The sequence below is a fragment of the Pseudarthrobacter sp. TE9888 genome, assembly GCF_056279345.1.
The window spans coordinates 1,949,072-1,971,552 of sequence record NZ_JBWBRD010000002.1 but is presented as its reverse complement, the minus strand read 5'-3'; the positions used below and the strand labels follow the sequence as shown (position 1 = coordinate 1,971,552).

The following is a 22,481-nucleotide window of genomic DNA, read 5'->3' as shown; positions in this document are numbered from 1 at the left end:
CCCCCATTCGTTCGGGCCGCCCGGGCCCGGCCACCAGGTGGCAGGCCCATGCAGCGCCGTTCATGAGAATGCCCCGAACAGACCGGCCTTCGCACAGCCGCAGCACGGCGCAGCGAAGCAAGAGTTCCGGGGCTCTTACCACCCAAGTTTAGCCGATAGGGCACTTTGTCCACTGTTGTGGCCCGCCACAAAACAGGCGCGACACAAAGCGGCGCAGACTTGCCCCAAGGCGGGTCTCTCCATTTATCTGAGAGTGAACCATCCGGAGCGGCCGAGAGACCTGGCTCGATGACGCCGCAGCAACCACGGTCCAGCAGGATTCCTGCGGGCCGAAGGTGCTACTGCCAGGACCGATGGAAAGGAAGATTCCAGCATGCCCCTGAACACCGACCACATCCGCGTCACCCACGCCGGATCGTTGCCCCGCACCCCTGAACTCATCGCCGCCAATGCCGCCAAGGAAACCGATGGCATCACCCCGGAATTCCTGGACCTCCTTGAAACCTCCGTGGTGGATGTGGTCCAGCGCCAGAAGGACCTCGGCATCGACATTCCCAACGACGGCGAATACGGGCACACGATGGCCAACTCCGTGGACTACGGTGCCTGGTGGAACTACTCCTTCGCACGGCTGGGCGGCCTGGAGCCAACCAACGTGGACCGCTGGGCCGATGCCCAGGTGCACCGCTCCTCCCCCGGCAACATTGTCCTGACTTCCTTCCCCGACCGGCGCGACCGGCAGGCGTTCAACGAGGCCTACAACGACCCCTCCTCGGGCATCCTGTCCCACCGCAAGAGCGTGACCCAGCCCAAGATCGCCGGACCCCTGACCTACACGGGCCAGGACCTGGTGGCATCGGACATCAAGAACCTGAAGACCGGCCTCGCCGCCGCCGGGTTGTCCGACGGCTTCGTAGCATCCCTCTCTCCCGGCTCCTGCGCCCGCGTGGCCAACGAGTACTACAAGTCGGATGAGGAACTTGTCTACGCCTGCGCCGATGCCATGCGGGAGGAATACAAGGCCATCGTCGACGCCGGCCTCACGGTGCAGCTCGACGATCCGTCCCTCGCCGAGAGCTGGGACCAGATCAATCCCGAGCCCAGCCTGGAGGACTACCTGAAGTTCATCCAGCTGCGCGTGGAGGCCACCAACTGGGCCCTCCGCGACCTGCCGCAGGAACAGATCCGGCTGCACGTCTGCTGGGGTTCCTGGCACGGCCCGCACACCACGGACATCCCGTTCGCCGACATCATCGGCTCGGTGCTGCAGGTCAACGCCGGCGCTTACTCCTTCGAGGCAGCCAACGTCCGCCACGAACACGAATGGCGCGTATGGGAGGACACCAAGCTCCCCGAGGGCAAAATCATCATCCCGGGCGTCGTGTCCCATGCCACCAACGTGGTGGAACACCCTGACCTCGTTGCCGACCGCATCGTCCGTTTTGCCGACGTCGTGGGCCGCGAAAACGTCATCGCCTCCACCGACTGCGGCCTGGGCGGCAGGGTGCACCCCCAGATCGCCTTCGCCAAGCTGGAGGCCCTCGGCGAGGGCGCCCGCCGCGCCACCAGCCGCCTCTGGTAGCTGCAAGAGGCGAAGCGGGAACCCGCCGGTTCCGTGCCCTGGCTGAGTCAGGTGCACGAGACCGGCGTTTCGTTTCCCGGGGCTTGCTAAACTGGGTAAGGCCGACCAGGAATCGGCCCACCCCAATCAACCGCCGCTGATGTGTCGCGCCCCCGCGTGCCCATTTCCGTGGCGGCAGCAACGCCAATCCCCGCAGGAGACCCAGCACTTCATGACAGCCCTGGCCCCAGAAACATTCCACGAACAGCTCATGAGCCGCCGCTACGAACCCAGCGTTGCAGCCGTCAACGAACTGTGTGATTCCCTGCAGGAGGCCAAGCCCGGAACCGTGGTGCCCTATGTGGACCCGATGCATGACGTCGACGAATGCCGCATCATCAGCTTGTTCTCCAACATCGGCGAGGCAGACCCGTCCGGATTCATCACGGCCGGTGACCAGGACGCGGCTACCCGCATGCTGGGGCTCCAGTGGAAGCTGGGCCTGCGCCCCGAGTTCGTGATGCCGTGGAACGTCCACCCCTGGCACGTCACCGGCGAAGCCAACGGCAAGTTCACCCCGGACCAGATCCAGGCGGGCCTGAAGCCGCTGCTGAAGTTCCTGGCCCTGGTGCCCCGTGCCTCGGTCATCGTGGCGCATGGAACCGAAGCCAACCGGTTGGCCAATGCTCTCCTGAAGACCGAAGTTCCGCTGCTGTGGCGCCGCGGCCTGAAGACCTACAAGGTGCGTTCCCTCAGCGGCCGTGCTTTCGCCGGTTCCCCCGCGCGCCAGGAGGAGTACCTCGAGGACATGCGCGCGGCCTATGCCGACGCCATGGCCCGCACAGGTATCGCCCGTAAAGCCTAGGGTTTCGGCAGGCTCAACCTACGACGACGGCAGGTCACCTTCCTTGGGAAGGTGACCTGCCGTCGTATTATTCGAATCTAGCCCTCGATGGCCGCTTTCGCGGTGGGATCCGAGTCGTTGAGGAACTTTTCGATCCGCTCCGGCTCGTCGGCCTCGCCGATGGCCGATGACGCCCGGCCCAGGGAGTAGAGCGCGCGCAGGAAACCGCGGTTCGGCTCGTGCTCCCACGGGATGGGACCAACGCCGCGCCAGCCGTTGCGGCGCAGCGCGTCCAGGCCCCGGTGGTAGCCAACCCGGGCGTAGGCGTAGGAGTCGATGGTGCGTCCTTCTGTCCACGCCTCCTCAGCCAGCACGGCCCAGAGCAGCGAGGACGTGGGGTGCTTTTCCACCAGGTCCAGGGCCTCGTGCCCGGCCTCCAACTGCGCGTTGACCTCAGTCTCGGCGGGCAGGAGCGTGGGCTCCGGCCCCATCAGGTTCTTGCGGAACTCATCCGACATCTAGAAGGTCTTTCCGGCCGAACCGAGCTGCTTGGTGGCTTCCACCACGCGGGCTGCCAGGCCGGCTTCGGCGGAGGCGCCCCAGACACGGGGGTCGTAGGTCTTCTTGTTGCCCACTTCGCCGTCAACCTTCAGGACGCCGTCGTAGTTCTTGAACATGTGGTCCGCCACCGGACGGGTGTAGGCATACTGGGTGTCGGTGTCGATGTTCATCTTGATCACGCCATAGGAAACGGCGTCGGCGATTTCCTGGTCGGAGGAGCCGGAGCCGCCGTGGAACACGAGGTCGAACGGGTTGTCCTTGCCGATCTTGGCACCCACCTGGGCCTGAATGTCCTTGAGGATCTCCGGACGCAGCTTGACCCCGCCGGGCTTGTAGACGCCGTGCACGTTGCCGAAGGTCAGGGCGGTGATGTAGCGGCCGTTCTCGCCGGAGCCGAGGGCGTCGATGGTCGCCAGGGCGTCTTCCACCGTGGTGTAGAGCTTGTCATTGATGGCGTTCTCGACGCCGTCTTCCTCGCCACCGACGGTGCCGATCTCCACCTCGAGGATCATCTTGGCGGCGGCGGTGCGGGCCAGCAGGTCGCGGGCGATCTTCAGGTTCTCCTGCAGGGTCTCTGCGGAGCCGTCCCACATGTGGGAGTTGAACAGCGGGTTGCGGCCGGCCTTCACCTCAGCCTCGGAGGCTGCCAGCAGGGGCAGGACAAAACCGTCCAGCTTGTCCTTGGGGCAGTGGTCCGTGTGCAGGGCGATGTTGACACCGTAGTTCTTGGCCACTTCGCGGGCGAACGCCGCGAAGCCCAGGGAACCGGCAACCATGTCCTTGGTGGAGGCGCCGGACCAGTAGGCGGCACCGCCGGTGGAAACCTGCACAATGCCGTCGGACTCTGCCTCGGCGAAGCCACGGAGCGCGGCGTTCAGCGTCTGCGAGGACGTGACGTTGACGGCGGGGAAGGCGAATCCGCCGGCCTTCGCGCGGTCGATCATCTCGGCGTAGATCTCTGGGGTTGCAATGGGCATGCTGGCTCCTCTGCTGAGTTTCGTCTGTGGGTGGATGACCCTCAAGTAGACCGCTTACGGCTTGGCACCATCCTAGTCATTCCCGGGCTGGGAGTGCTCTGGGTTACGCCCCCGGGTGCTGGTTGAAGACGTGCCGGCGGATCCAGGCGTGCATGGCGATGGCCGCGGCGGACGCGGCGTTGATGGAGCGGGTGGAGCCGAACTGCTCGATGGACAGGGTGGCGGCGGCGGCCTGGTGGACTTCCGGGGTCAGGCCCGGGCCCTCCTGCCCGAACACCAGTACGCAGTCGCGCGGCAGCTCGTAGGTCTCCAGGGGCACCGAGTCGGGGAAGATGTCGATCCCGATGATCGCGAGTCCCTCCCCCTGCGCCCACTGCACGAAGTCCTCAACGGTGGGGTGGTGCCGGACGTGCTGGTAGCGGTCGGTGACCATGGCGCCGCGACGGTTCCACCGGCGTCGGCCGATGATGTGGACTTCCTTGGCGAGGAAGGCGTTGGCGGTGCGCACCACGGTGCCGATGTTCAGGTCGTGCTGCCAGTTTTCGATGGCCACGTGGAAGTTATGCCGGCGGGAGTCCAGCTCCGCGACGATCGCCTCATGCTTCCAGTAGCGGTATTTGTCCAGCACATTGCGCCGGTCGCCGTCGGCCAGGAGGTCAGGGTCCCAGTGGTCGCCTTCCGGCAGTTCCCCTTCCCAGGGCCCGACGCCGACCTCCGCCTTTGCGGGTGCGGCCTCCCCGGGCTGGTGGTCGGGTTCGTCTGTCATGCCGGGCGTTTGGTTCACCCTTCAACACTAGACTGGACTCTTCGGGCAACCATCACAGGCGGAGGCAGGCATGGCAGACGAGGACCAGGTAACAGGCAACCCCGCGGTATACCGCAGCGGCCAGGAGATCGAGTGCTGGCTGACGGACATGGATGGCGTCCTGGTGCACGAAAACCAGCCCATTCCCGGCGCGGCCGAGCTGATCCAGCGCTGGGTGGATACGTCCAAGCGGTTCCTGGTGCTGACCAACAACTCCATCTTCACGCCCCGCGACCTCGCAGCCCGCCTGCGTGCCTCCGGCCTCGAGATCCCGGAGGAGAACATCTGGACGTCAGCCCTGGCCACGGCCCAGTTCCTGAAGGACCAGGTCTCCGCCGGCGGGGCGGAGTCCGGAAACCGTGCCTACACCATCGGCGAGGCAGGGCTGACGACGGCGCTGCACGAGGCAGGCTTCATCCTCACCGACCAGAACCCGGACTTCGTGGTGCTCGGCGAGACGCGCACGTATTCCTTCGAGGCAATCACGATGGCCATCCGCCTGATCCTCGCCGGCGCCCGGTTCATCGCCACCAACCCGGACGCAACCGGCCCTTCCAAGGACGGCCCCATGCCGGCCACTGGTGCCATCGCGGCCCTGATTACCAAGGCCACCGGCCGCGAACCGTACATCGTGGGCAAGCCGAACCCCATGATGTTCCGGTCTGCGATGAACCAGATCGACGCACACTCGGAAACCACGGCCATGATCGGTGACCGGATGGACACGGACATCATCGCCGGCATGGAGGCCGGCCTGCACACGGTCCTGGTCCTCAGCGGCATCACGCACAAGGACGACATCGCCGCGTACCCGTTCCGGCCCAACCAGGTGCTCAACTCCGTAGCGGACCTGAAGAACCAGATCTAGAAGATACTGACCCGGGTTCCGCCCCGGGGCAGCGGGAAGTACTCGTCCAGCAGTCCCGTGACCATGGGCCGGTAGATCTGCGGATTCCAGCCCGGGCTGGCATGGGCGGGTACTGCCCCGGTGGTCTGAAGGCTGCTTGAAACCATGTTGTCCTTGTAGACCACGGCCCAGGTTTCGGATGCGGTCTCGTAGTCCACGGTGGCGTCCTTCGGGTTGCCCAGGTAGGCCATCCTGGCCGTGCCGAGCTGCCCGGCGAACTGCCGTCCCTCGAAGTGGTAGATGTAGGCGGACTCCGTCTGGACCAGGACATTGGACGGGGCAATGGGTGAGAGCTGCTCCAGTGTCTGGTTGAGGATCTGCCGCCAGCTCCGTTCGTCCTTGTGGATGATCCGCTCCCCCAGTTCATACCCGCCGCGGAGGGTGGATGGAAACCTGACGCCGCTCTCGTAGAGGAACACAACGCCGTCGAACCAGCTTTGGTCCAGGACGTCGTGGGCGCTGTACGGGCTGGAGTCAAGGAGGATGAACTGCACCTGGAGGCCCTGCAGGGCCAGGAGCCGGGCCGCCACCTGGGTGGCAAGCATCCCGCCGAAGCTGTGCCCGTAAAAAAAGAGTTTGGTGATCTTCTCAGCGGCAACGTAGTCGGCGATCGCGGCGACCACCTCGGAGACGTTCAGCCCCAGGTTGGAATATCCGACGGCGGCGAGCCGGGCACGCTTGTTCAGGGAACCCCGGAGCGTGTTCAGGATCCACTGCGCCTCTTCCCAGCTGGTTTTGTACCCGGGGAACAGGAACCAGCTGGCGTCCGGGTAGTAGGCGTCGGCGAAGTCATCGGCAACGGACAGGATCCGGGTGGTCCGGCGCTGCGACTGCACTTCACGGGTCACCAGCATGTCGGCGGCCAGCAGTCCGGACGCGCCGGCTCCGGCCAGGAATGAACGCCGTGAGAAGCGTTTAAGGGCAGCGGCTTCCGCCAGCAGCCGGGCGTCGGAGACCCCGCGCCGGCCCTGCGGATGGACCTCCCCCTCATACGGCACAGTCCTACCGTAAGCCCAGCCAAACGCGGCACCGCAATGAACGTGTGTAACCGTTCGGTGACGCCGGGATCAGCTGGCGGCCTGTCCTTCGGTGGCCGGGAAGGGTGCCTGCGGTTCCTGTTGGCGGCGGAGGATTTCCAGTCCGATGTCGTTGTAGCGGCCCAGCAGGTCGGCGCCGTCGGGTGCCTCCGGGTTGTCCAGCAAGGCAAAGGCGGAGTCGCTGGCGAGCAGGAGTTCCTGGTCGGTGTATTCGGTCAGCGGACGTCCGTACAGCTCTTCGATCCACATGACCGGCAGCTGCGGGAATTCGCCTGCGAAGTCGCCGCCCGGAAAGAGCTCCCTGACGTCGTCGTCCATCAGGAGCGGCCGGCGGCTGGAAGCTTCGCCTGCCGCCCAGTCGTGGGCCGCAGGCGTGAGCTGGAGGGAGACCCCCGCGGCCGGAACGCCCAGCAAGGACTTGGTGTCCATGGCGTTGAGGTCGCTGCGCAGTCCGGCCAGGGCGGAGGATTCGACAAGTTCAGCCCGCGAGAGGTCGACGCAGATGCGGCAGCGGATGCCCATCCTCCGGACGCGGCGGATGATGTGGACCAATTCAGCACGGGATTCGTGGTGAAGGGCTCCCCGGACTTCAATCCGGACGATGTCGGCAGGGACATCAAGGTTAACGAGTGCGTCTAGCGCGCGGTCCATAGGTACTCCAAAAGAGGTTCTATGGCCGACGGCTCAACCTCCGCAAGCGTAACTCCCGCCGGGCCGCCGCACAACCTGCCGTTCAGGCGCGCGGACCGGGGCTGACCTTTCCAGGCTCCTGGTAGTGGGTGCGCGCACCGGCGCCGCCCACCGAATCCACCAGCGACTTGGCGATGTCCCGCAGTTTGGTGTTGCTGTTGCTGGAGGCCTCCGTGAGGATTTCGACGGCGGCTTCCTGGCTGCACCGGTTCTGCGCCATGACAATGCCGATGGCGATGTCGATGATGGTCCGCGATTCCAGCGTGGCCCGAAGGTTGGATGCACTGTCTGCGTGCAGCGAGAACCTGACAGCGAGCCGCAGCGCTTCGGAGATCTCGCGGGTAAAGTCCCGTGCCCTGTCCGCGGCCCGCCCATCAAACTTGTGCGGGGCGTCGGAGTAGAGATTCAGCGCAGCTTTGGCCTCGCCCTGCAGGTTGAACGGCAGGGAAAGCACCGAACGCAGGCCGTGGGAGGCAACCGCGGACGCGTAATCCGGTCCCCACCGGTCCTCCTGCAGGAGGTCCGGGACGTAGACTTCGCGTTCGTCCTGAGCCGCGGAAAGGCAGGGACCCTGGGCCAGGGAGTACTGGATTTCATCGACTTCCCGGGCCGTCTCGCTGCTCCAGCCAATGGTGGCAGCCTTGCGGTCGCGGAGCAGCGTGATGCCGCACAGGGCGTCGTCGCCGTCGCCTGCCATCTGGTGCGCGGAGAAGCGCGCCAATTCGTTGAGGAAGTCCTCGAAGTCGGCGCTTTCCAGGATGAGGTTCTGGACCTGGTCGGTTGCGCTCAAAGGCTGTTGTGGGGGGAGCAAAATGCAGGATCTCCAAGCAACTGAAAAGTGTTAACGCATATGATATTGCAGTCTTCAGCGGCGAGCCAACAACCAGACCCAAATGCGTCGACGGAGCCGGCCGCGGGGGCCGGCTCCGCCAGGCTAAGAGAGACCCAGTTCGTCCTTGCCGAAGGCGAACAGGTAGGGAACGCCGGTTTCGGCTTCGATCTTTTCCTTGGCGCCGGTATCCCGGTCCACGATCACGGCCACCGCGACGACGTTGCCGCCGGCCTTCCGGACGCCTTCCACTGCGGTCAGCGCGGAGCCGCCCGTGGTGGACGTGTCCTCCAGGACCAGCACCTTGCGGCCCTCAACAGAGGGGCCCTCCACCTGCCGGCCCATGCCGTAGGACTTCTGGGCCTTGCGGACCACGAACGCGTCAACCGTGCGGCCGGCGTCGACGGCCGCGTGCATGACGGCAGTGCCCACGGGGTCGGCACCCATGGTGAGGCCTCCGGCGCACTCAAAGTCGATGCCGGCGTCGTCCGCCAGTGCCAGCATGACCTGGCCCACCAGCTTGGACGCCTCATGGTGCAGGGTGATGCGGCGCAGGTCGATGTAGTAGTCCGCCTCTGCTCCGCTGGAGAGGGTCACCTTGCCGCGGACCACGGCGAGTTCCTTGATCAATTCGAGCAGTCGGGCGCGGGCAGCCGCGGTGTCTACCGCAGTGTCAGTGGACGAAGTCATGGCCCCCAGTTTAGTGGGTGGCGGGGCGGTAAGCGGGCGGGCGAAGCCGGGGGCGTGCTCCGGGCGGGGACCGATGGCAACCACCCGCGGCAGGACGCGCTTCACCACGGGGTTGTGGCGCAGGATGAAGAAGAGGATGCGCTGGATGGGAAACGGGGTACGGGCATCCCTGCCTGCCAGCATGTCCCCGGACAAGGTTCCGGCGAAGAGTGGTACGAACACCACCCGGTGCATGATCCGCTGCATGGCCTGGACCACCACCGTGGGCATGCGGCGCCGGCGTTGGATGGAAGCAAGGGTCCGGGTCCGAACGTGCCCCTGGCGCAGGTCGGGGGCCAGGCGTTCCGCGGCCGCCACTGCGTCCTGGATGGCCAGGTTGATGCCCACCCCGCCCGCGGGTGACATCGCGTGCGCAGCATCGCCAATGCACAGGAACCCGTCGATGTACCAGCGCTGCAGCCGGTTCAGCCTGACGTCCAGCCAATGCAGGTCTGCCACGCTGCGGATCGAATCAACCCGGTCGGCGAGGTCGGGACGCAGTGCTGCCACCCTTTCGCGGAACCGTTCCACGCCGCCTTCCCGGATCCTGGCGTCCGAGCCTTTGGGCGCGAGGTAGCCCATTTGGTAGTAGTCGGTGCGGTTAAGCGCAATCATGGCGTCCCGGGTTCCCAGCGAGGGCACCACACCCGCCACGTCGCCCTGCTCCGAGGGGTGGCGGGGAATCTTGAACCACCATGTATCGAACGGCACCGGATACTCCCGGGCCCGCAGTCCGGCTGCCTGCCTCAACACCGAATGCCGGCCGTCGGCGGCCACCACAACGTCGGCATGCAGCACGCGTTCACCGTCATCGGCGGTATCTCCGGTGGAGCGGTATCGCACCCCGGTGACGTGGCCGCTGTCGAACTCCAGGCCGGTGGCCTCAGTTTCCATGAGCAGCGTAAACGTGGGCTCCGCGGCGGCTGCCGAGGCGAGGAAATTCAGGAAGTCCCATTGGGGCATCATGGCCACGTAGTTGTACGGGGGCTTCAGGGAGTCGAAGGCCGCCAGCGTGACGAGCCCGGCACCGGGAACCGGAACAGCGACGTTGTCCAGGCGGCTTTGCGGCAGGGCCCGGAATCCGTCGCCCAGGCCCAGTTCGTCCATCAGCCGGATGGTGGACGCGTGCACCGTGTCGCCGCGGAAGTCGCGCAGGAAGTCGCGGTGCTTTTCCAGGACTGCCACGCGCACGCCGGCCCGTGCCAGCAGCAGGCCAAGCATCATTCCTGCCGGGCCACCGCCCACCACGGCACATCCCGTCCGCTCCATGCCATAAAGCTACGCCGCGCAGGGGCCGCCCGGAACAGTTGAGGGTTGTTGACAGCGCTGGCTAGGCTGGACAGCATGCGCGAACTCCAGGCCAAGATCATTGAAGAAATGGGCGTTCAGCCCCGGATCGATCCCGCAGGGGAGGTGCGCAAACGCGTCACTTTCCTCAAGGAATATTTGAAGGCCACCCACACCAAGGGCTTTGTCCTGGGCATCTCCGGCGGCCTGGATTCCTCGCTCGCCGGAAGGCTTGCCCAGCTGGCGGTTGATGAGCTTGGGGCTGAGGGCGTAGAGGCCAACTTCGTTGCGGTCCGCCTCCCGTACGGCGTCCAGCACGATGAGGAGGACGCCCAGGCAGCCCTGGACTTCATCAAGGCCAAGACGGAGTGGACGTTCAACATCTCGGCAGCGGTGGACGGCTTCGAGGACGAGTTCGAGAAGACCGTGGGCGCGGAAATCTCCGACTTCCACAAGGGAAACACCAAGGCCCGCACCCGGATGATCGCCCAGTATGCGCTGGCCGGCGAGTTCAACTACCTGGTGATCGGCACCGACCACGGCGCGGAGTCCGTCACGGGCTTCTTCACCAAGTACGGCGACGGCGGCGCCGACATCCTGCCCTTGTTCGGCCTGAACAAGCGGCAGAACCGGGCCCTCCTGGCTGAACTGGGTGCGCCGGCCCGTGTGTGGGAGAAGGTGCCCACCGCGGACCTGCTGGATGACCGGCCGGGCCGCACGGATGAGGACGAGCTGGGCATCAGCTACGACCAGATTGACGACTACCTTGAAGGCCGCGAGGTCCCGGATGCGGTGGCCGAATCCATCGAGCAGAAGTACCTCCGGACCCGCCACAAGCGCACCGTGCCGGTGACCATCTTTGACACGTGGTGGAAGGGCGAAGGTCCCGTGGAGCCCCGCGCCGGGCTATAGGCCGCCCCCTCTGCTGATTTTCCCCACCTTCGGGGAGTACGACGGCGGGCCGCGCCTGAAAGGCGTGGCCCGCCGTCGTCGTTCACGGGCAAAGCCGGGGAGGCTCAGCGGGTGCGCCGTCCGCCGTCCGCTCCCCCGCCCAGCTGCTGCGTTATCCGGTGGGCCTCCGCCATCAGCAGGCCGCCCAGTTCCTCCTGCCGTTCGGGCTTGAACCGCGGTTCAATGCCCGTCAGTGACAACGCCCAGGCGGGCCGCCCGGACCTGTCGAACACCGCGGCACCCATCCCCCAGCTTCCTTCCAGGACCAGCCCCGGGTTCACCGAATAGCCGGCCAGCCTGGTCCGGGCCAGGTTCTTTCGGACGAGGTCGACCGTGTGGTTCGCGGCGAAGGCGCCGGCGTGCTCCGGCCACCGGCCCAGCAGCTCCTCCTGCTCATCCGTGGGCAGGAAGGCCAGGATGGCGGTCCCGGCCGACGCGACGCCCAGCGGGAAACGGACTCCCTCGTGCAGGACAAAGGACCTGACGGGGAACGTGCCCTCCTCACGCAGCAGGCACACCGTCTCATTGCCGCGGCGGATGGAGAAGAAGGCGCTCTCCCCTGTGGCCTGTGCAAGCCTGCGCAGGCTGGGCCGGGCGATGTCCTCCATCGGGAACCGGGCTGACGCCACCGAGCCCATCAGCAGGATTTCCGGGCCCAGGACCCAGCTGCCCGTGACGGAATCATGGTCCAGCAGGCCTTCCGCGGCGAGCGAGGTCAGGAGCCGGTGGACCGTTGGCCGGGTAAGGCCTGATTCCCGGACCAGGACCGCGAGCGGCATTCCCTCGGCGCTGCGGCCCACCAGCCGGAGCAGTCCCGCAATCCGCGCCACCACCTGGGCGCCTTGCACCGGTGTCGATGCCATCACTTCCCCTTTGTCCACAATATGGATGCTTTTCGGCCTACTGTCCATACTGTAAGGCATTTATCAGTGATTCTTGACACGTTCTTCCCAACGGCCGTAGTCTCCAAACTCAGATCCCAAGCGTCCACAAAGTGGACTACTGCGCTCAACGAGGAGACGTCATGAAGAAACTCCAGGCTTCTGCCGCCACCGCCCTGGAGGGGGCACTGCAGGACGGCATCACCCTCGCCGTCGGCGGGTTTGGCTTGAGCGGCATCCCGGCCGACCTGATCGAGGCCGTCCGCGATTCCGGCGTCCGTGACCTCACGGTGGTGTCGAACAACATGGGCGTGGACGGCAAAGGGCTCGGCATCCTTATCGAAGCAGGCCAGGTCCGCAAAGTGATCGCGTCCTACGTTGGCGAAAACAAGCTGTTCGCCGAGCAGTACCTCGCCGGCAAGCTGGAGGTCGAATTCACGCCGCAGGGCACCCTGGCCGAACGCCTTCGCGCCGGGGGCGCCGGAATCCCTGCCTTCTATACCAAGACGGGTGTTGGCACCCTGGTGGCCGAGGGCAAGCCGCACGAGGTGTTCGACGGCGAAACGTACGTCCGCGAGCGCGCCATCGTGGCCGACGTCGCCCTGGTCCACGCCCACACCGCGGACACGGACGGCAATTTGGTCTACCGCTTCACGGCCCGGAACTTCAACCCGGTGGTGGCCACGGCCGGGATCCTGACCGTCGCCGAGGCCGAAGTGATCGTGGCGCCCGGCGACCTGGACCCGAACCACATCGCCACGCCCGGCGTCTTTGTCCAGCGGCTGGTGCAGGCCACGGACCGGGTCAAAGACATCGAGCAGCGCACAGCCCGGCCGCGGACCGGCCTGGTCTCCGCCTGACCGGGCCCACGCCTGCCCTGATCCACAGCACTCAACGGAGAGAAAACCCTCATGACCACCACGCAAACCGACCACCCGGACGTCCGCCAGAAGGGTCTGGCCCGGATGGCTGAAACGCTGGCCGGCTGGACGCAGAAGTGGTTCCCTGACGCGTACATCTTTGCCCTCGCCGGCGTCGTGCTGGTGGCCATCGCGGCGCTGGCCATCGGCGCTTCACCCAAGGCAGTGGTGGACTCCTTCGGCAACGGGTTTTGGGACCTCACGGCGTTCACCCTCCAGATGGCCATGGTGGTATTGACCGGTTATGTGGTGGCAACGTCGCCGCCCGTGGCCAGGCTGATTGACCGGCTGGCACAGGTACCCAACTCCGCACGCACCGCCGTCAGCTTCGTGGCTGTCCTTTCCATGTCCGTGTCATTCGTGAACTGGGGCCTGAGCCTGATCTTCGGCGGCCTCCTGGCGCGGGCGGTGGCCCGGCGGGCAGACCTGCACGTGGACTACCGGGCACTGGGCGCCGCAGCCTTCATGGGCCTGGGTGCCGTCTGGGCCCTGGGCATGTCCTCCTCCGCCGCACAGCTGCAGGCCACCAAGGCCTCCATTCCGCCGGCGCTGCTGAAGGTCACCGGCGTTCTGGACTTCGGCACCACCATCTTCACCTGGCAGTCCCTGCTGACCCTGCTCATCCTCATGGTCCTCACCACCGTCATCGCGCACTTCTCCGCGCCGACGGGGAGCGCCGTGAAAACGGCGGCCGATCTCGGCGTCGACCTCGACGACCAGCCCGAACCGCCGGCCGAAAAGTCCCGGCCCGGCGAATGGCTCGAATACAGCAGGGTCCTGCCCATCCTGGCCGGCGTGCTCACCCTCGGCTGGCTGGTGTCCCAGCTGCTGACCCTGCCCATCCTCAGCGTGGTCAGCTCACTCAACGGCTACCTCCTGGTTTTCCTGATGCTGGGGCTGGTCCTGCACGGGACTCCGCGCAAATTCCTGCAGTCCGTCACCAAGGCGGTCCCGGCTACGGCGGGCATCCTGGTGCAGTTTCCGCTGTATGCCGCCATGGCCGCCATCCTGACCAAGGCCACCGGCGCCGGCGGCCTGTCGGTATCCGAACACCTGGCTCACTTCTTCACCAGCATCGGCGGCAACGGAGCGTTCGCCGTCATCATCGCCATCTACACGGCCATCCTGGGCATGTTCGTCCCGTCCGGCGGCGGAAAGTGGCTGGTGGAGGCGCCCTACGTCATGCAGTCCGCCACGGACGTGAACATGAACCTTGGCTGGACCGTGCAGATCTACAACATGGCCGAGGCCCTGCCCAACCTGGTCAACCCGTTCTTCATGCTCCCTCTGCTGGCGGTGCTGGGCCTGCGCGCCCGGGACCTGGTGGGCTTCACGTTCCAGCAGTTCCTGTTCCACCTGCCGGTGGTGCTGCTGCTCGCGTGGCTGCTGGGCATGACGTTCGAGTTCGTGCCGCCGGTAATACCCAACTAATCCAACGAGAACAGCTAGAAGACCAAGGAGAAACCCCATGGGATGGACCAGGGATGAAATGGCTGCCATCGCGGCAGAGGAACTGAACGACGGCGACTACGTGAACCTGGGGATCGGCATTCCCACGCTGGTGGCCAACAACCTGCCCGAGGGCGTGCGGGTGGTCCTGCAGAGCGAGAACGGCCTGCTGGGCATGGGGCCGTTCCCCTACGAGGGCGAGGAGGACGCAGACCTGATCAATGCCGGCAAGCAGACCGTCACGGTGTTGCCGGGCGGCAGCATCTTCGACTCGGCTACCTCGTTCGGCATGATCCGCGGCGGGCACGTGAAAGTGGCCATCCTTGGCGCCATGCAGGTCTCCGGCAATGGCGACCTGGCCAACTGGACCATCCCGGGCAAGATGGTCAAGGGCATGGGCGGCGCCATGGACCTGGTGGCCGGAACTCCGCGCGTCGTGGTCCTCACCGAGCACAACGCCAAGGACGGCACCGCGAAAATCGTCCGCGAGTGCACGCTGCCGCTGACCGGGCTCAGCTGCGTGGACCGGATCATCAGCGACCTTGCCGTGTTCGACCTGTTCAAGACGGCCGACGGCGGCCGGCAGCTGACGCTGACCCGGCTGGCCCCGGGCGTCGCGGTCGAGGAAATCCGGGAAAAGACCGACGCCGGCTTTGAGGTCCGGCTCGACAACGAGGAAGTGGCAGCATGAGCCTGAAGGAACAGTTTGGCAAGGACGTCCTGCTCACCGGCTGGGGCCACAGCCGGTTCGGCAAGCTGACGGAGGAGACCCTTGAGTCCCTGATCGTCCAGGTGGCCACCGAAGCGATCGGCAACGCCGGAATCGAACCCGGCCAGATCGACGAGATCTACATCGGTCAGTTCAACTCCGGCATGATGCCGCTGGCGTTCCCATCCTCGCTGGCCCTGCAGGTCTCCCCGGCCCTGGCCAACGTACCCTCCACCCGGGTGGAAAACGCCTGCGCCTCCGGATCGGCCGCCTTCCAGCAGGGCACCAAGTCGCTGCTGGCCGGCACCGCCCGGACCGTCCTGGTGATCGGCGCTGAAAAGATGACCCATGCCGGTGCGGACGTGGTGGGAGCGGCCCTGCTCGGCGCCGACTATGACATGGCCGGCAAGCCCTCCACCACCGGCTTCACCGGGCTTTTCGCCGAGGTCGCGAAGCACTACGAGAAGCGGTACGGGCCGGTCTCCGACGTCCTGGGCAGCATCGCGGCGAAGAACCACCGCAATGGCGTGGACAACCCCTACGCCCAGCTCCGGAAGGATCTGGGCGAGGACTTCTGCCGCACCGTCTCGGACAAGAACCCCATGGTGGCGGACCCGCTGCGCCGCACCGACTGTTCGCCCGTCTCCGACGGTGCCGCCGCCGTCGTGCTGTCCGTCTCCCCCACCGGTGGCGCCACCGCCCCGGTCCGGCTCGCGGGCTTCGGCCAGGCCAACGACTTTTTCCCCGCCGAGCGCCGGGACCCCACCGCGTTCGCCGCAACCCGCACCTCATGGCAGCGGGCCATGGCGATGGCCGGCGTGGGCCTGGCGGACCTGGACTTCGCCGAAGTGCACGACTGCTTCACCATCGCGGAACTGCTCATGTACGAGGCCATCGGCCTGGCAGAGCCGGGTCAGGGCGCCCGTGCCATCGAGGAAGGCTGGGTCTTCAAGGACGGGAAGCTTCCCATCAACGTCTCCGGCGGCCTCAAGGCCAAGGGCCACCCCGTGGGGGCCACAGGGGTCTCCCAGCACGTCATCGCCGCCATGCAGCTCACCGGTACAGCCGGGGACATGCAGCTCGCGGGGCCCCGCCGGGCGGCTGTGCAGAACATGGGCGGAGTGGGCATCGCCAACTACGTCAGCGTCCTGGAAGCCGTCTGAGCCAAGGGCCCGCTGAATCCCCCGGCTTCCAAGCCCGACGGCGGCGCGTCGCACCAAAAGTGCGGCGCGCCGTCGTCGTTATCCGGCAAAGGTGGGGAAACCCGGCGGTCCGGCACGCCCACGGGCTAACCCCGGCCGCGGATCACGGCGGCTATCTCCGAATAACCGAGCCGCTCAGCGTTCTGCAGCGCCGTCCGGCCTTCCGGGTCGCGGATTCCGGGGTCTGCGCCGGCCGCCAGCAGCAAGCGCACCACCTCCTGCTGGCGCGGCCCGCCGTCGTTGAGCAGGATGGCCTCCTGCATGGCGGTCCAGCCAAGGTTGTTGACATGGTTGACGGGGACCCCCGCCGCAATGAGGACCTTCACCGTTTCCACATGTCCGTGCTCGCTGGCCGGAATCAACGCCGTCCCGCCGTAGCGGTTGATGCTGGTGACGTCTGCGCCGGCGGCCAGCGTCAGCTGCAGGACCTCGTTGAGCCCCTCAGCTCCGGCGAACAGGAACGCAGAGTCCTGGATCGGGTCCTTGGCGTTGACGTTGCCACCCCGGCCGATGAGTTCGGCCACCAACGGGGCGTTGTTGGCTTTGGCGGCTGCGATAAGGTCCTGGTCCAGCCGGGCCTGGTCGGCGGGAGACGGCGCCGGTGGGGAGGCAGGGGAAGGCGGCGCGGGCGTCCCGGCACCTGCGCCGGGGCTTGGGCTGACCGAGGCAGCGGGTGGCGGGGTATCCACTCCCTGCGGCTGGCCGGGACTGGCCTGGCACGCGGCCAGGAGCAACCCCAGCGCGGCCACGGCCATGAGTGCTGCGGTGCTGCCAGGCCTCATGCGTCCAGCCTATTTCGCGGCGCCGGCGATGGCCTCTGCACCGGCCGCCGCGCAGGCTTCGTCGAGGGCGCCGTCAGGGGCACCACCGACGCCGATGCCGGCCACGGAAACACCGTTGACCTTCAGTGGGACACCGCCTGCGAGGAACAGGGTGCCCGGCAGGTCAGCGATCGAGGGGACCGTTGCCGTTGACGCGCCTGGCCAACTCGCTGGTGGGGGCCCCGAACGCGGCTGCCGTATAGGCCTTCTGCTTTGCCGCTTCGATGGTGTGGGCGGCGGCGTTGTCACCCCGGAGCAAAGCCTGGACGGTACCAAAGCGGTCAACGAGGGCCACCGTGACGAACGGCAGCTTATCGGCCTGGCACTTTGCGAGCGCAGCAGTGACGGCCTGGGCGGAGGCACCGGCGGCAATGCGGTTTTGCTGCACCACGGTTTCCGGAGCCGGCTGGACATCAACGGCAGGTACGACGACGGGTGCTTCCACAGTGCCCGCGGTACCGGCGTTGGCGGCAGCCGTTGCTCCGGCAGTGATCAGGAGGGCTCCGGCAGCGGCGGCGGCGAGGGCTTTGGTGGACTTCTTCAAGGTGTTTCCTTAGGTCAGAAAGGGATCGTGTTGCCGGTTTCCATATTTCCGGGAAGAACGGGCCCTTCCATCGGGCCTTCGTCTGGTCCCGGCTCCGACGAAAAGCCAGCCGTATCAGCCAAAAGGATGAGGCACCGGACAACCGGTGAGCCCTAGCATGGAAGGCAGCACTTCCCGCCACCAGATCCGGATCCAGCATGCCCGCCTGAGCCACCCCCCAACGCACCGGGCCAGCCCAGGCCGCCGCCGGTCAGGGCGCCGGATCCCGCCGTCCGCTGCTTCGCAATGCCAAAGGCCGGCTGGGCAACATCGAGGCAGCCGTCCACCTGGGCTTCGCCGTCCTCCTGGTGGCCTCGGTGGTCCGGTACGTCATGCGGCATACCCCGGCCGACAATCTCTTGGTCCTGGGGCTCGCGATTGCCGCTTGCCTGCTCTACGCCGTCGTGGCCCTGCTCTCGGTACAGGACCGCCGCGGAACCCCGTGGATGGTTGCCCTGGTGGCGGTCTGGGCGGTCCTGGTTGTGGCTGCACCGAGTTTCGCGTGGTGTTCCTTTGCTCTTTTCTTCCTCTGCAGGAGCGCCCTGCGCGGTGCCGCGTCCTATATCCTGGCCGGCGCCATCACACTCGCCACCGCCGCCGGCCTGTTCCGGCTGGGCAACGGTACCGACCTGGCCATGCTTCTGGGGCCCGTGGCCGTGGGCGTCATGCTGACACTGATTTACGACCGGATCCAGCACGACGCCGAGGAGCAGCGCCGCCTGCATGCGGACATTTCCCTGGCCCAGGGCCAACTGGCCGCCAGCGAGCGACGGGCGGGCACCATTGCCGAACGGGAGCGGGTGTCGCGGGAAATCCATGACACTGTCACCCAGGGCCTCGCCAGCAGCCTGCTCCTGCTTGAGGCCGCCAGCCGCGGATGGCCCAGCGCGGCAGCCCGTGAGGGCCTTCTCCAGGCCACCAGCCTGCTCCGCGCGAACCTGGCGGAGACCCGGAGCCTGGTCCATGAGCTGGCCTCGCCCGGTTTGGAATCGGTTCCATTGCCGGAGGCGCTGCTGGCCACCGCCCGCCAGTACGTTCCCGGGACCAGGCTGCTGGTGACCGGTGAACTGCGGCCGGTCTCCGCTGACATTCGCCACGCCCTGCTGCGCGTGGTGCAAAGCGCGGCGTCGAACATCCTGCTCCACGCTGCGGCGTCGGCGGCCACGGTAACGCTGGGCTTCCTGCCGGACGCCGTGACTTTGGACATTTACGACGACGGCGCCGGCTTCGATCCGGCGGCGGCAGCTCCGCCGTCGCACGCAGGAGGCTATGGGCTGCGGGCCATGCGGCAGCGGGTGGAGCAGCTGGGCGGAACATTCTCCGTGCAAAGCGCCCCCGGCGACGGAACAATCGTGGCGGCGCAGCTGCCGATGGAGCCGGGCGCATGAACAGCATCACCGTCCTGCTGGTGGACGACCACCTGGTGGTCAGGAGCGGACTGCGCGCACTGCTCAGCACGGAACCGGACATCGAGGTGGTGGCCGAGGCCGGCTCCGGGGAGGATGCCGTGCGACTCGCCCAGGCGATCTCCCCCTCGGTGGTGGTGATGGACCTTGCCATGGGGCCGGGCATGGATGGGCTCGAAGCGATCAGGCGGATCAGGGACCTCAACGGCCGGCAGGCCATCCTGGTTTTCACCACCTACGACTCCGACGCCGACATCGTCCGCGCCGTGGATGCCGGCGCCATGGGCTACCTGTTGAAGGATGCTGCCCCGGAGGAGATTTTCGCCGCCATCAGGGGGGCGGCCGTGGGCAGGAGCGTGATGAGCCCGCCGGTGGCATCCCGGCTGTTCCAGCAGCTCCGCAATCCCGACGAAGTCCTGACCCCACGGGAGGCCGAGCTGCTGGGCCTCCTCACCGAAGGCCTCAGCAACCGCGAACTCGGCCGGCGGCTTTTCATCTCCGAGGCCACGGTCAAAACCCATTTGGCGCACATCTACGCCAAGCTCGGGGTGGACACCAGGGCGGCCGCCATCGCCACCGCGATCCGGCGCGAGGGCATGCGTTGACGGCACTTTATGGCGCATACCCTTGCACCCGGAGCCTGCGCCCCGTACGTTGGGGTTTGTGGGGGACTAACTCCCGCACACTCCGGGACGATCCCCGGGGAGAGAATCAGAGTCACATGAAGGAATGCAGCCATGGCAACAGGCACAGTTAAATGGTTCAACGCCGAAAAGGGTTTTGGCTTCATTGCCCCCGATGACGGGTCCGCTGACGTATTCGCCCACTACTCGGCAATCGCCACCAGCGGCTACCGCTCACTGGACGAGAACCAGAAGGTCGAATTCGATGTGACCCAGGGCCCCAAGGGTCCGCAGGCAGAGAACATCCGCCCGCTCTAAGTCTTCGGCGGCCTCCGGCACTGGCCGGGACCCCATCCAGCGGCTCCTCCAACGTCAGTTGGGGGAGCCGCTTTTTTGTGCCGCAGCCCTTCGGCTTCCCGTATTTGGGATAATCGATTCATGACGCGACAGGACCAGGACAGGGACCCGTGGGAGGAGTTCGACTCCCTCGGTCCAGCAGCGCCGGACCTCATCCCCGGGCAGCCCGGCGGGGAGCCGCACGGCTTCGGGTTCCGGACCGGGGTCCGCAGCGCCCGTGTGGCCGTTGGCTTCGCCATCTATGCGCTCGCCCTGGGAACCGTCCTGGCCCTGACCGGATGCATCGTGTTCTTCAGCCGCCAGCAGTGGCTGCTGCTGGGCCTCATGGTGCTCATTGAGGCCATCTTTGTTTTCGCGTTCACCCGACTTGTGGCGCAGGCCAGGCACCGGGCCCCACGAGACCGCCGGGCCGGCTGAAGACCCGGCGCCGTTGGCCTTGACGTTGACGCAGCGTCAAGCCCTAGGCTCGCAGCATGCAGGATTTTTTCCAACACCGGCGGCAGGGACTGGTCCATCCAGGACGTTGCCAGGCTCGCCGGCACCACCAGCCGCACGCTCCGTCACTATGACGACATCGGCCTGCTGAAGCCCAGCCGGGTAGGCCACAACGGCTACCGCTATTACGACGGCGCAGCCCTCCTCCAGTTGCAGCGCATCCTGTTGCTGCGCGAACTGGGCCTGGGTTTGCCCGCGATCGCGGAAGTCTTCCACCGCGAGGTTGATCCAGCGGCAGCGCTGAGCCGGCATTTGGAGTGGCTGGGCCAGGAGCAGCAGCGGCTGGCCCGGCAGGCTGAGTCCGTGCGGCAAACCATCGAAACAGTAAAGGCAGGAGGCCATCTGATGGCGGAGGACATGTTCAAGGGCTTCGACCACACGCAGTACAAGGATGAAGTTGAAGAACGGTGGGGCAAGGACGCCTATGCGGCATCCGATTCGTGGTGGCGCGGCATGGGGGCCGTGGAGAAACGGGAGTGGAAGTCCCAGGCGGAGGAGCTTGGCCGGGACTGGACAGCTGCCGCGGCTGCGGGCGTACCTGCGGACGGGCCGGAAGCCCGCGAACTGGCAGGGCGGCATGTGGCGTGGCTGAAGTCCATCCCGGGAACACCTGCCGCTGAAAGCGGCGGCGATATCCGGGGATACGTCACCGGGTTGGCCGAAATGTACGTGGCGGACCCCCGTTTCGCCGCGAATTACGGCGGTGTCGAGGGAGCACGCTTCGTCCGGGAGGCCCTCCACAGCTTCGCGGCACGGAACCTCTAGGTGTATTGACCACGGAGGTTAGGAACATGCGGCGTGGTTAGGTGACAAAAAGAAGACCTCCAAGTGGAGTGGGGCTTGTCTAAGAGTCCGATCCACAAGGAGGTCTTCAATGTCCCATGCTAACGCGCTTCTGACGCCGAAGGGACGGCTCCGGCTGGCCCGGTGCATCGTCGATGACGGGTGGCCGCTGCGCCGTGCTGCTGAGCGGTTCCAGGTGTCGGTGACGACCGCAGCGCGGTGGGCGGCCCGTTACCGGGAGCACGGTGAGCACGGGATGGGTGATCGTTCCAGCCGGCCCATCAACTCCCCGCGACGGACCTCCATGCGGCGGGAGCGGCGGATCGTCGCGATCAGGGTCAACCGCCGCTGGGGCCCGGCACGGATCGGCTATCTGCTGGGCATCCACCCCTCCACGGTGCACCGGGTCCTGTCCCGATTCGGGCTGGCGAGGCTGTCGTGGCTGGACCGGGCCACGGGCCGGGTGATCCGCCGCTACGAGCACCACAGACCCGGGGACCTGGTCCACGTCGACATTAAGAAACTTGGACGGATCCCCGACGGCGGGGGCCACCGCAGTGTCGGCAGGGCCGCCGGAAACCGGAACAAGACCGGCACCGCGGCGAACAGGAGACCGGGCCACGCTTTCTTGCACAACGCCGTCGATGACCACTCCCGGCTCGCCTACACGGAGATCCTGACCGATGAGAAAAAGGACACCGCGGCCGGATTCTGGGAACGTGCCAACGCCTACTTCGAGTCCCACGGGATCACGGTCAAACGGGTCCTGACCGATAACGGTTCCTGCTACCGCTCCTACGCGTTCAAAGACGCCTTGGGCCCGGACATCAAGCACAAACGCACCCGTCCCTACAGGCCTCAGACCAACGGCAAAGTCGAGCGCTACAACCGCACCCTGCTCGACGAATGGGCCTACGCCCGTCCTTACAGATCAGAGGCCGAGCGTGTTGCCGCTTTCGCTGGCTGGCTCCATCACTACAATCATCATCGAGGTCACACCTCACTCAAAGGTCAGCCACCGGCCAGCCGCGTCACCAACCTCTCAGGTCAATACATCTAGGCGGCCAGGAGGCC

The 22,481-nt window shown here is 66.5% G+C and carries 23 protein-coding genes, 2 pseudogenes and 1 riboswitch; of the genes and pseudogenes, 14 read left to right on the top strand and 11 right to left on the bottom strand.

What is annotated here, in order from left to right:
• The first annotated feature begins 255 nt into the window (after window positions 1-255).
• Window positions 256-360, top strand: a riboswitch (SAM riboswitch).
• Between the two features lie 13 nt (window positions 361-373).
• Both ACZ9J7_RS09890 and ACZ9J7_RS09885 read left to right on the top strand, forming a co-directional pair.
• Window positions 374-1,582, top strand: coding sequence for a cobalamin-independent methionine synthase II family protein (locus ACZ9J7_RS09890; RefSeq protein ID WP_476209037.1), 1,209 nt, complete (start codon window positions 374-376; stop codon window positions 1,580-1,582).
• Between the two features lie 211 nt (window positions 1,583-1,793).
• On the top strand, window positions 1,794-2,426 hold the full coding sequence (locus ACZ9J7_RS09885) for a uracil-DNA glycosylase family protein (RefSeq protein WP_476209035.1): 633 nt from the start codon (window positions 1,794-1,796) through the stop codon (window positions 2,424-2,426).
• 77 nt (window positions 2,427-2,503) lie between these two features.
• Here ACZ9J7_RS09885 and ACZ9J7_RS09880 read toward each other — a convergent pair whose 3' ends face one another.
• The 3 genes from ACZ9J7_RS09880 to ACZ9J7_RS09870 all read right to left on the bottom strand — a co-directional run bounded on the left by ACZ9J7_RS09880 (window position 2,504) and on the right by ACZ9J7_RS09870 (window position 4,709).
• On the bottom strand, window positions 2,504-2,923 hold the full coding sequence (locus tag ACZ9J7_RS09880) for a DUF3151 domain-containing protein (protein WP_476209033.1): 420 nt from the start codon (window positions 2,921-2,923) through the stop codon (window positions 2,504-2,506).
• Entirely contained in the window at window positions 2,924-3,943 is a 1,020-nt protein-coding gene (fbaA, locus tag ACZ9J7_RS09875) for a class II fructose-bisphosphate aldolase (protein WP_324644005.1), read from the bottom strand.
• Between the two features lie 103 nt (window positions 3,944-4,046).
• A complete protein-coding gene (locus tag ACZ9J7_RS09870) occupies window positions 4,047-4,709 on the bottom strand; it encodes a TrmH family RNA methyltransferase (RefSeq protein ID WP_476209031.1) in 663 nt (220 codons plus the stop codon).
• Between the two features lie 70 nt (window positions 4,710-4,779).
• Between ACZ9J7_RS09870 and ACZ9J7_RS09865 the strand changes: the two genes are divergently transcribed.
• Window positions 4,780-5,616, top strand: coding sequence for an HAD-IIA family hydrolase (locus ACZ9J7_RS09865; protein WP_476209030.1), 837 nt, complete (start codon window positions 4,780-4,782; stop codon window positions 5,614-5,616).
• On the opposite strand, the gene ACZ9J7_RS09860 is transcribed toward ACZ9J7_RS09865, so the two are convergent.
• The 5 genes and pseudogenes from ACZ9J7_RS09860 to ACZ9J7_RS09840 form a co-directional block, all read right to left on the bottom strand.
• Window positions 5,613-6,653, bottom strand: coding sequence for a thioesterase domain-containing protein (locus ACZ9J7_RS09860; protein ID WP_476209029.1), 1,041 nt, complete (start codon window positions 6,651-6,653; stop codon window positions 5,613-5,615). The genes ACZ9J7_RS09865 and ACZ9J7_RS09860 overlap by 4 nt on opposite strands.
• Before the next feature lie 69 nt (window positions 6,654-6,722).
• Window positions 6,723-7,343 carry a hypothetical protein gene (locus tag ACZ9J7_RS09855; RefSeq protein WP_476209027.1) on the bottom strand — a complete coding sequence of 207 codons (621 nt, stop codon included), beginning with the start codon at window positions 7,341-7,343 and terminating at the stop codon, window positions 6,723-6,725.
• Between the two features lie 82 nt (window positions 7,344-7,425).
• Window positions 7,426-8,172: a GAF and ANTAR domain-containing protein gene (locus tag ACZ9J7_RS09850; RefSeq protein WP_476209025.1), complete on the bottom strand. Its 747-nt coding sequence runs from the start codon at window positions 8,170-8,172 to the stop codon at window positions 7,426-7,428.
• Between the two features lie 144 nt (window positions 8,173-8,316).
• The gene (pyrE, locus tag ACZ9J7_RS09845) at window positions 8,317-8,901 is read right to left on the bottom strand and encodes an orotate phosphoribosyltransferase (protein WP_476211830.1); all 585 of its coding nucleotides are present in this window, start codon (window positions 8,899-8,901) and stop codon (window positions 8,317-8,319) included.
• A 48-nt stretch (window positions 8,902-8,949) separates the two neighbouring features.
• Window positions 8,950-10,209 (bottom strand): annotated as a pseudogene (locus ACZ9J7_RS09840) (FAD-dependent oxidoreductase); the annotation flags it as partial.
• Between the two features lie 75 nt (window positions 10,210-10,284).
• Between ACZ9J7_RS09840 and nadE the strand changes: the two are divergent.
• The gene (gene nadE, locus ACZ9J7_RS09835; protein WP_476209024.1) at window positions 10,285-11,139 is read left to right on the top strand and encodes an ammonia-dependent NAD(+) synthetase; all 855 of its coding nucleotides are present in this window, start codon (window positions 10,285-10,287) and stop codon (window positions 11,137-11,139) included.
• Window positions 11,140-11,243: 104 nt separating this feature from the next.
• On the opposite strand, the gene ACZ9J7_RS09830 is transcribed toward nadE, so the two are convergent.
• Complete coding sequence (locus ACZ9J7_RS09830; RefSeq protein ID WP_476209022.1) at window positions 11,244-12,041, bottom strand: IclR family transcriptional regulator; 798 nt, start codon at window positions 12,039-12,041, stop codon at window positions 11,244-11,246.
• A gap of 161 nt (window positions 12,042-12,202) precedes the next feature.
• On the opposite strand from ACZ9J7_RS09830, the gene ACZ9J7_RS09825 reads away from it, so the two are divergent.
• Genes ACZ9J7_RS09825 through ACZ9J7_RS09810 form a run of 4 tightly spaced genes read left to right on the top strand, consistent with a single transcriptional unit; the run spans window position 12,203 to window position 16,300 of the window.
• On the top strand, window positions 12,203-12,919 hold the full coding sequence (locus ACZ9J7_RS09825) for a CoA transferase subunit A (protein WP_476209021.1): 717 nt from the start codon (window positions 12,203-12,205) through the stop codon (window positions 12,917-12,919).
• 51 nt (window positions 12,920-12,970) lie between these two features.
• Entirely contained in the window at window positions 12,971-14,410 is a 1,440-nt protein-coding gene (locus ACZ9J7_RS09820; RefSeq protein ID WP_347885757.1) for a short-chain fatty acid transporter, read from the top strand.
• Window positions 14,411-14,447: 37 nt separating this feature from the next.
• Window positions 14,448-15,119, top strand: a complete 672-nt coding sequence (locus ACZ9J7_RS09815) for a CoA transferase subunit B (RefSeq protein ID WP_476209019.1) — start codon at window positions 14,448-14,450, stop codon at window positions 15,117-15,119.
• Window positions 15,116-16,300 (top strand): acetyl-CoA acetyltransferase, encoded by a 1,185-nt coding sequence (locus ACZ9J7_RS09810; protein ID WP_476209017.1) that lies wholly within the window; start codon window positions 15,116-15,118, stop codon window positions 16,298-16,300. The genes ACZ9J7_RS09815 and ACZ9J7_RS09810 overlap by 4 nt, the downstream gene beginning before the upstream one ends.
• A gap of 125 nt (window positions 16,301-16,425) precedes the next feature.
• Here the strand turns inward: ACZ9J7_RS09810 and ACZ9J7_RS09805 are convergent, their stop codons facing one another.
• Complete coding sequence (locus tag ACZ9J7_RS09805; RefSeq protein WP_476209016.1) at window positions 16,426-17,121, bottom strand: ankyrin repeat domain-containing protein; 696 nt, start codon at window positions 17,119-17,121, stop codon at window positions 16,426-16,428.
• Between the two features lie 9 nt (window positions 17,122-17,130).
• Window positions 17,131-17,704: pseudogene (locus ACZ9J7_RS09800) on the bottom strand (GlcG/HbpS family heme-binding protein).
• Window positions 17,705-18,075: 371 nt separating this feature from the next.
• Between ACZ9J7_RS09800 and ACZ9J7_RS09795 the strand changes: the two are divergent.
• From ACZ9J7_RS09795 to ACZ9J7_RS09770, 6 genes are all read left to right on the top strand, one after another.
• Window positions 18,076-19,131, top strand: coding sequence for a sensor histidine kinase (locus tag ACZ9J7_RS09795; protein ID WP_476209014.1), 1,056 nt, complete (start codon window positions 18,076-18,078; stop codon window positions 19,129-19,131).
• On the top strand, window positions 19,128-19,754 hold the full coding sequence (locus tag ACZ9J7_RS09790) for a response regulator (protein ID WP_476209013.1): 627 nt from the start codon (window positions 19,128-19,130) through the stop codon (window positions 19,752-19,754). Before ACZ9J7_RS09795 ends, ACZ9J7_RS09790 begins: the two co-directional genes overlap by 4 nt.
• Window positions 19,755-19,886: 132 nt before the next feature.
• A complete protein-coding gene (locus ACZ9J7_RS09785; RefSeq protein ID WP_009357211.1) occupies window positions 19,887-20,090 on the top strand; it encodes a cold-shock protein in 204 nt (67 codons plus the stop codon).
• 120 nt (window positions 20,091-20,210) lie between these two features.
• A complete protein-coding gene (locus ACZ9J7_RS09780) occupies window positions 20,211-20,546 on the top strand; it encodes a hypothetical protein (RefSeq protein WP_476209001.1) in 336 nt (111 codons plus the stop codon).
• Between the two features lie 63 nt (window positions 20,547-20,609).
• Window positions 20,610-21,389, top strand: coding sequence for a MerR family transcriptional regulator (locus tag ACZ9J7_RS09775; protein WP_476211829.1), 780 nt, complete (start codon window positions 20,610-20,612; stop codon window positions 21,387-21,389).
• 109 nt (window positions 21,390-21,498) lie between these two features.
• A complete protein-coding gene (locus tag ACZ9J7_RS09770) occupies window positions 21,499-22,467 on the top strand; it encodes an IS481 family transposase (RefSeq protein ID WP_476208999.1) in 969 nt (322 codons plus the stop codon).
• The last annotated feature ends 14 nt before the right edge of the window (window positions 22,468-22,481 follow it).

Bases quoted from the DNA above. Each gene is read 5' to 3' on its own strand.
- ACZ9J7_RS09855 (WP_476209027.1), bottom strand. From the start codon at position 7,343: ATGGACCGCGCGCTAGACGCACTCGTTAACCTTGATGTCCCTGCCGAC.
- fbaA (WP_324644005.1), bottom strand. From the start codon at position 3,943: ATGCCCATTGCAACCCCAGAGATCTACGCCGAGATGATCGACCGCGCG.
- ACZ9J7_RS09825 (WP_476209021.1), top strand. From the start codon at position 12,203: ATGAAGAAACTCCAGGCTTCTGCCGCCACCGCCCTGGAGGGGGCACTG.
- ACZ9J7_RS09830 (WP_476209022.1), bottom strand. From the start codon at position 12,041: ATGGCATCGACACCGGTGCAAGGCGCCCAGGTGGTGGCGCGGATTGCG.
- ACZ9J7_RS09880 (WP_476209033.1), bottom strand. From the start codon at position 2,923: ATGTCGGATGAGTTCCGCAAGAACCTGATGGGGCCGGAGCCCACGCTC.
- ACZ9J7_RS09780 (WP_476209001.1), top strand. From the start codon at position 20,211: ATGACGCGACAGGACCAGGACAGGGACCCGTGGGAGGAGTTCGACTCC.
- nadE (WP_476209024.1), top strand. From the start codon at position 10,285: ATGCGCGAACTCCAGGCCAAGATCATTGAAGAAATGGGCGTTCAGCCC.
- ACZ9J7_RS09890 (WP_476209037.1), top strand. From the start codon at position 374: ATGCCCCTGAACACCGACCACATCCGCGTCACCCACGCCGGATCGTTG.
- ACZ9J7_RS09870 (WP_476209031.1), bottom strand. From the start codon at position 4,709: ATGACAGACGAACCCGACCACCAGCCCGGGGAGGCCGCACCCGCAAAG.
- ACZ9J7_RS09785 (WP_009357211.1), top strand. From the start codon at position 19,887: ATGGCAACAGGCACAGTTAAATGGTTCAACGCCGAAAAGGGTTTTGGC.
- ACZ9J7_RS09885 (WP_476209035.1), top strand. From the start codon at position 1,794: ATGACAGCCCTGGCCCCAGAAACATTCCACGAACAGCTCATGAGCCGC.
- ACZ9J7_RS09865 (WP_476209030.1), top strand. From the start codon at position 4,780: ATGGCAGACGAGGACCAGGTAACAGGCAACCCCGCGGTATACCGCAGC.
- pyrE (WP_476211830.1), bottom strand. From the start codon at position 8,901: ATGACTTCGTCCACTGACACTGCGGTAGACACCGCGGCTGCCCGCGCC.
- ACZ9J7_RS09805 (WP_476209016.1), bottom strand. From the start codon at position 17,121: ATGAGGCCTGGCAGCACCGCAGCACTCATGGCCGTGGCCGCGCTGGGG.
- ACZ9J7_RS09790 (WP_476209013.1), top strand. From the start codon at position 19,128: ATGAACAGCATCACCGTCCTGCTGGTGGACGACCACCTGGTGGTCAGG.
- ACZ9J7_RS09770 (WP_476208999.1), top strand. From the start codon at position 21,499: ATGTCCCATGCTAACGCGCTTCTGACGCCGAAGGGACGGCTCCGGCTG.
- ACZ9J7_RS09810 (WP_476209017.1), top strand. From the start codon at position 15,116: ATGAGCCTGAAGGAACAGTTTGGCAAGGACGTCCTGCTCACCGGCTGG.
- ACZ9J7_RS09820 (WP_347885757.1), top strand. From the start codon at position 12,971: ATGACCACCACGCAAACCGACCACCCGGACGTCCGCCAGAAGGGTCTG.
- ACZ9J7_RS09795 (WP_476209014.1), top strand. From the start codon at position 18,076: ATGCGGCATACCCCGGCCGACAATCTCTTGGTCCTGGGGCTCGCGATT.
- ACZ9J7_RS09815 (WP_476209019.1), top strand. From the start codon at position 14,448: ATGGGATGGACCAGGGATGAAATGGCTGCCATCGCGGCAGAGGAACTG.